The organism is Bacillus sp. EB600 (assembly GCF_024494385.1).
Classification (GTDB): Bacteria; Bacillota; Bacilli; order Bacillales; family Cytobacillaceae; genus JAEVLT01.
Genome location: NZ_JAEVLT010000087.1, coordinates 1 through 4,521 on the forward strand (window position 1 = coordinate 1; position 4,521 = coordinate 4,521).

Genomic DNA, 4,521 nt, shown 5'->3' on the forward strand with positions numbered 1-4,521 from the left:
TATCAGAGCAGGGCCTCGAGGTCCTGCCTTCAACATCGCGTCATTGTTGGATGGCTTTAATCCCGCACTCGTCGTAAGGGGTTTTCCTGTATTCTGAACACGAAATTCTTCAAGTTGTTCATTTTTTTTGTTTCCTTGATTCTCTCTTTCGTTAGAAACGTCATCGTGATTCATAGTATCTCATACCCCCAAGTCATCATGCATTTCACACTTTAGTATATGTATGCCCGAGTTCTCCCAAGTATTCGAAGCCTCTCAAACTGGTTAAGCGATGTGGCAAATGCCCTTTTGGAGCTAACGGATTACGTACAGTGGGGGGGTGGAACTTCAGAAGAAAACTGTTTCCATACAATCGAGGAGGTACAGTCGCAAACCGTTGTGAAAGACTTTGAGCAGAACCCGCAATATTCAAAACGATTTTTTTCGAATATGAGGTTGTATTTATATCCCGAGGGGACATGAGAATTTTGTACTCCTTTACGCACGATATGCGGATTAGTCCTTCCTCCATGTAGTGTTAATAGTAACGTCAGCAGCTTTTAAAGTATTTAAGACCGGACATCTGGCGTCTGTTTTTTCTTTCAACTCCTTTACCCGAAAACTACTTCTGTAACTAAGAGGATTCCAGACGATAGAAAATAAGCGCCCAATGGTCCTTGACCGTAAAAATCATTAACGATTGGTCCTGTAACACTACCATTTTTATTTACATGGAATACAATTGATGTAAGCTCGTAGACAACGAATTTATTGCCATCCGGAGTGAAGAGAACTTGCGCTGGCTGAGCATTTAAAGTGCTGAGAGAATGGGTGGAACCGGGAATAGAAGTAAGGCTTCCGTTATTTGAATTAATCAATTCTAAAAAGTAAAAACTATTTATTAAAGGAGGATAATTAATGAAATACAAAGCAGAGAAAACTATCGAAATTTCATCCTGGATAATTGTGTCATTATTATTAATAAAATTTACACCAAAAAATAAAATTCGTGAATCACTAGTTGTATTTTTATTTAAACAAGCACTAACATGGATTTTTGGATTACTAGTGGTAGAAAAAAACTTAATTTCCTATCCATATCGCTTATTTTTCAAAAAAGCAAATAAAGCTACTTTTTCATTTGAATACTTTATATATCCTGGACTGTGCGCTTTATTTAGTTTGTACTATCCAAAAAATAAATCTAACCTTTTAAAAACCCTGCATTGCTTTATTAGTACTTCTGTAATAGTCATCTTTGAAATAATTGCAGTGAAATATACAAAATTAATCAAATATAAAAATTGGACTTGGTATTGGAGTTTTATAACAATTTGGATAACTGATTACTTAACACAAGTTTTTCACAACTGGTTTTTTAAAACTAAATTTCATGAATAAAAAGGGGCAGCTAGACTGCCCCTTGTATTAAGTTAAATGCACGATATCAGTCAAGTGCTATAAAAGATAGGACTGGATTTTTAACTCTCTTGTTCCACTCCACGTTACTTTACTAAGAAAAGCTGTCAGAGTTGGCAGCCCTAATTATTTAGGTTACCCTTTAATTTATCTAATTTCTTTAAAAGTCCGACAAAAACTCTAATTGTAAACATTGTGAAAGTACACGATCCGAAAGTGTGGAAAGGTGTCCATTTATTCCATTTGAATAATCCAGAATTCTTTTCAAAGTACCATTGACCGATACTCATGGGGACAGTAAATAGCAAACTTTTCAAAAAAGTTTTACCTAAATACATTTCCACCAATTTGTCTTAAAATTACAGACCATGCAACTGCAGTTCTTAAAGTATCCGAAATAGAATGGAAATGGATAAAATTATTTTGTTCCTCCAATTTATCTTTAATCATATGAACAATATATGACCTTTGAATTGGTAATGGAAATAAAGTCACAGATATCACAGCTAATACATAAACCACTGTCAAAAACAAAAGTAAATGATTATAAACTGTCAGCTTCTTCCTTTTTATCAAGAAGGCAACATATAAAAGATAAACAATAAATATCTCGCAAAATCGCATTTAGCACTTTTCATACCCCCTCTTAAATTGCATATAAGGTAATTTCTGTAAGAAAAACTAATAATCCTGCCATATTAAACTAATATGCCATTTAACGTATTAAAGGCCAAGAAAATGGACTGCTGAAACAGTCCATCGTTGTGCAATTCTTGCGCCTTTAACATAAAGAAAGAACACCATGAATGTCAATCCTTCGGTTTAAATGCTTGCCTATTACCTGATGCTTGTGGATTTGTAGTTTCGGCATCCAAAATTATATATTTATATTTAAGTGTTTTGTCATTTTCCAATAATGAACAATAAAAATAAATCTGGCGATCAGGGCTTACGTTGTTATTTTGATTGGAATAGATATTGAATAAATTTATGTAGTAATATTCATTTACATTTGACTTGATAAACTGCTGTAAATCTTTATATAACAGTTTTTGCTGTATGTTGATATTAGCATCCTTAAATTGAGCATAGCCCTTGAGTTTTCCACATTGATAGTACTCTCTGGCACTAACAAAGTGTTTCTCCTTATTATCTGGAAATAGGTATCCATTTTTAGCCATTGTGTAATTTGAATTATATAAATCACTAAGTGAAAATATAATTCCCAAAAAAACGATAAGGCAAAGTCTATTCATTTGAGACACCATCCTTTTAGATTAGCATCCCCGGTAGTTCCATATCTATTTTACCTTGAACTAAACTGACAAATTAGCAAAAGTTTATTCCATTAAATGATCAAGCATAAAGAAAAAGCACAATTATTGCTGCAGAATGGTGCCCGTTGAAGTTCAAGGATATGTTTTCAAGTGTTTATAACCGATTAGTTCACCACTAGTATTTATCACAGCCTCATATTCCCCATAACCATTATGAGCACCATAGTAAGGGTACACTTTCAACGTTATCTCATATAACCCACCAATTCCATATACTTGCTTTATTTTAAGGATTTCAGTTTCCCATGAAGCCCAAGAAAGACCTTCTTCAGGTGCATTTTTGTCATTCTTATAAACTTCAGTAATTGCTTTATCTACTGGCTCTCTATTGCTACTTATAAGTGCCATTTTAACCGTATCGCATATTTCCGTATCAGCTTCATTTATTGTTTTTGAATATACTGTTGTGTTAGCTAAAAGTATTCCAACCAAAAGCATAAGTGCGATTTTTTTCATATTCATCCACCTCATTTTAGTTTCCAAAGAACTAAAATGATTTATTCAACAATCCTAAACCGTTAGTTAAAGTAAAATACTTTACAAACGATCTTTACTCAGAATTCTTATCTTTCTGTTTCTTCCACAATCTGGCCCGATTGTTGAACATGACAGATAGCGTTCTTTACTTTGTATCAGCCTGTAGCGCTGATCCCCCTAAAATGAATTTGAAGGTCTCACTTCTGAAGAAAACACCATTGCCTTAAGGCGATGGTGTTAAAAAATGTCTATACATTTCTAAAAGTTAGGCAATGCATCCACTGCATCTGCCAAATCACTATACGAATCCTTCAAGTATCTACTTGTTGTCGCGATGTTACTGTGGCCGGCGAGCCTTCTTACTTTTTCAATATCATTATTCGTCGCTTTTAGCATCCATTTGCAAAACGTATGACGGAACATATGAGGAGCCAATCTTTTATTTGGCAAGCTGTAATTTTCGATCATGGTCTGAATTCCGCGAACCGTAAACTTTGGTGACCGCTGGCTGTAAAAAACATAAGGAGAATCCTCTACTTGCGGTTTCTGATTCGCCATTTCTGCCCGGAAGGCAAGCCAATCATGAATTTCAGCCAGCAGCGTATTCGAAATAGGAACGGTTCTGACCTTCATCCCTTTTCCAACGATTCGAATCCTCTTCAAGTCTAAATCGATGTCAGTTAATTTTAAATTTGAAAGTTCATCCACACGTAGGCCGGCGTAAGTAAGCACATAAATAATCGCACGATCACGGCGATACTTTTCTTCCGGATTCACTCCCCTGCTTTTGACGGGTTTCTTCCTTAAGAGTGACCGTTCAAGCCATCCATTAGAAGATTCCCGAATTATATGCTACACTGTGTTTACCATTTGATTTACTGTTTTCAAGTTTCCCTACTCATTCGTGAGTGGGGATTTTTGTTTTTTTTGAAAAATAAAAAACAGACTCTAAAATAAGAGTCTGTCTATATTTATTCTTATAATTAAGCAGCTTTTCGTACGTTAGCTGCTTGTGCTCCACGTTGACCTTGCTCAACGTCAAAAGTCACTTCTTGACCTTCTTCTAATGTTTTAAACCCTTCGCCTTGGATAGCTGAGAAATGAACGAATACGTCTTCTCCACCTTCACGTTCGATGAATCCGAAGCCTTTTTCGCTGTTAAACCATTTTACTTTACCATTTTCCATTTTTGTTGCCTCCTAGTGTGTAAAAACACACATTGTGTTACTATCCTTGCTCTCAGTGATCATCAAGATGAAAAGTTTTACTAATACTATCCTTTACACCGAACAAAAATAATTCTTATATA

General features: G+C 35.0%; 4 protein-coding genes and 2 pseudogenes. 1 reads left to right on the forward strand and 5 read right to left on the reverse strand.

Translation table 11 applies throughout. The features are described 5' to 3' along the window. Positions 1–599: 599 nt before the first annotated feature. Positions 600–845 (reverse strand): annotated as a pseudogene (locus JN080_RS28305) (lactonase family protein); the annotation flags it as partial. Positions 846–897: 52 nt separating this feature from the next. Here JN080_RS28305 and JN080_RS28310 point away from each other — a divergent pair. Next, on the forward strand, positions 898–1,380 hold the full coding sequence (locus JN080_RS28310; protein ID WP_256239279.1) for a CBO0543 family protein: 483 nt from the start codon (positions 898–900) through the stop codon (positions 1,378–1,380). Between the two features lie 827 nt (positions 1,381–2,207). Here JN080_RS28310 and JN080_RS28315 read toward each other — a convergent pair. From JN080_RS28315 to JN080_RS28330, 4 genes and pseudogenes are all read right to left on the reverse strand, one after another. Beyond that, positions 2,208–2,654: a hypothetical protein gene (locus JN080_RS28315; protein WP_256239280.1), complete on the reverse strand. Its 447-nt coding sequence runs from the start codon at positions 2,652–2,654 to the stop codon at positions 2,208–2,210. A 153-nt stretch (positions 2,655–2,807) separates the two neighbouring features. Beyond that, the gene (locus JN080_RS28320; protein WP_256239281.1) at positions 2,808–3,191 is read right to left on the reverse strand and encodes a DUF3888 domain-containing protein; all 384 of its coding nucleotides are present in this window, start codon (positions 3,189–3,191) and stop codon (positions 2,808–2,810) included. 279 nt (positions 3,192–3,470) lie between these two features. After that, positions 3,471–4,019 (reverse strand): annotated as a pseudogene (locus tag JN080_RS28325) (tyrosine-type recombinase/integrase); the annotation flags it as partial. Between the two features lie 176 nt (positions 4,020–4,195). Next, the gene (locus tag JN080_RS28330; RefSeq protein ID WP_256239282.1) at positions 4,196–4,399 is read right to left on the reverse strand and encodes a cold-shock protein; all 204 of its coding nucleotides are present in this window, start codon (positions 4,397–4,399) and stop codon (positions 4,196–4,198) included. Between the last annotated feature and the right edge of the window lie 122 nt (positions 4,400–4,521).

What these genes read in the sequence shown, in the direction of transcription:
- JN080_RS28315 (WP_256239280.1), bottom strand. Translation starts at nt 2,654, where the DNA reads ATGAATAGACTTTGCCTTATCGTTTTTTTGGGAATTATATTTTCACTT.
- JN080_RS28320 (WP_256239281.1), bottom strand. Translation starts at nt 3,191, where the DNA reads ATGAAAAAAATCGCACTTATGCTTTTGGTTGGAATACTTTTAGCTAAC.
- JN080_RS28330 (WP_256239282.1), bottom strand. Translation starts at nt 4,399, where the DNA reads ATGGAAAATGGTAAAGTAAAATGGTTTAACAGCGAAAAAGGCTTCGGA.
- JN080_RS28310 (WP_256239279.1), top strand. Translation starts at nt 898, where the DNA reads ATGAAATACAAAGCAGAGAAAACTATCGAAATTTCATCCTGGATAATT.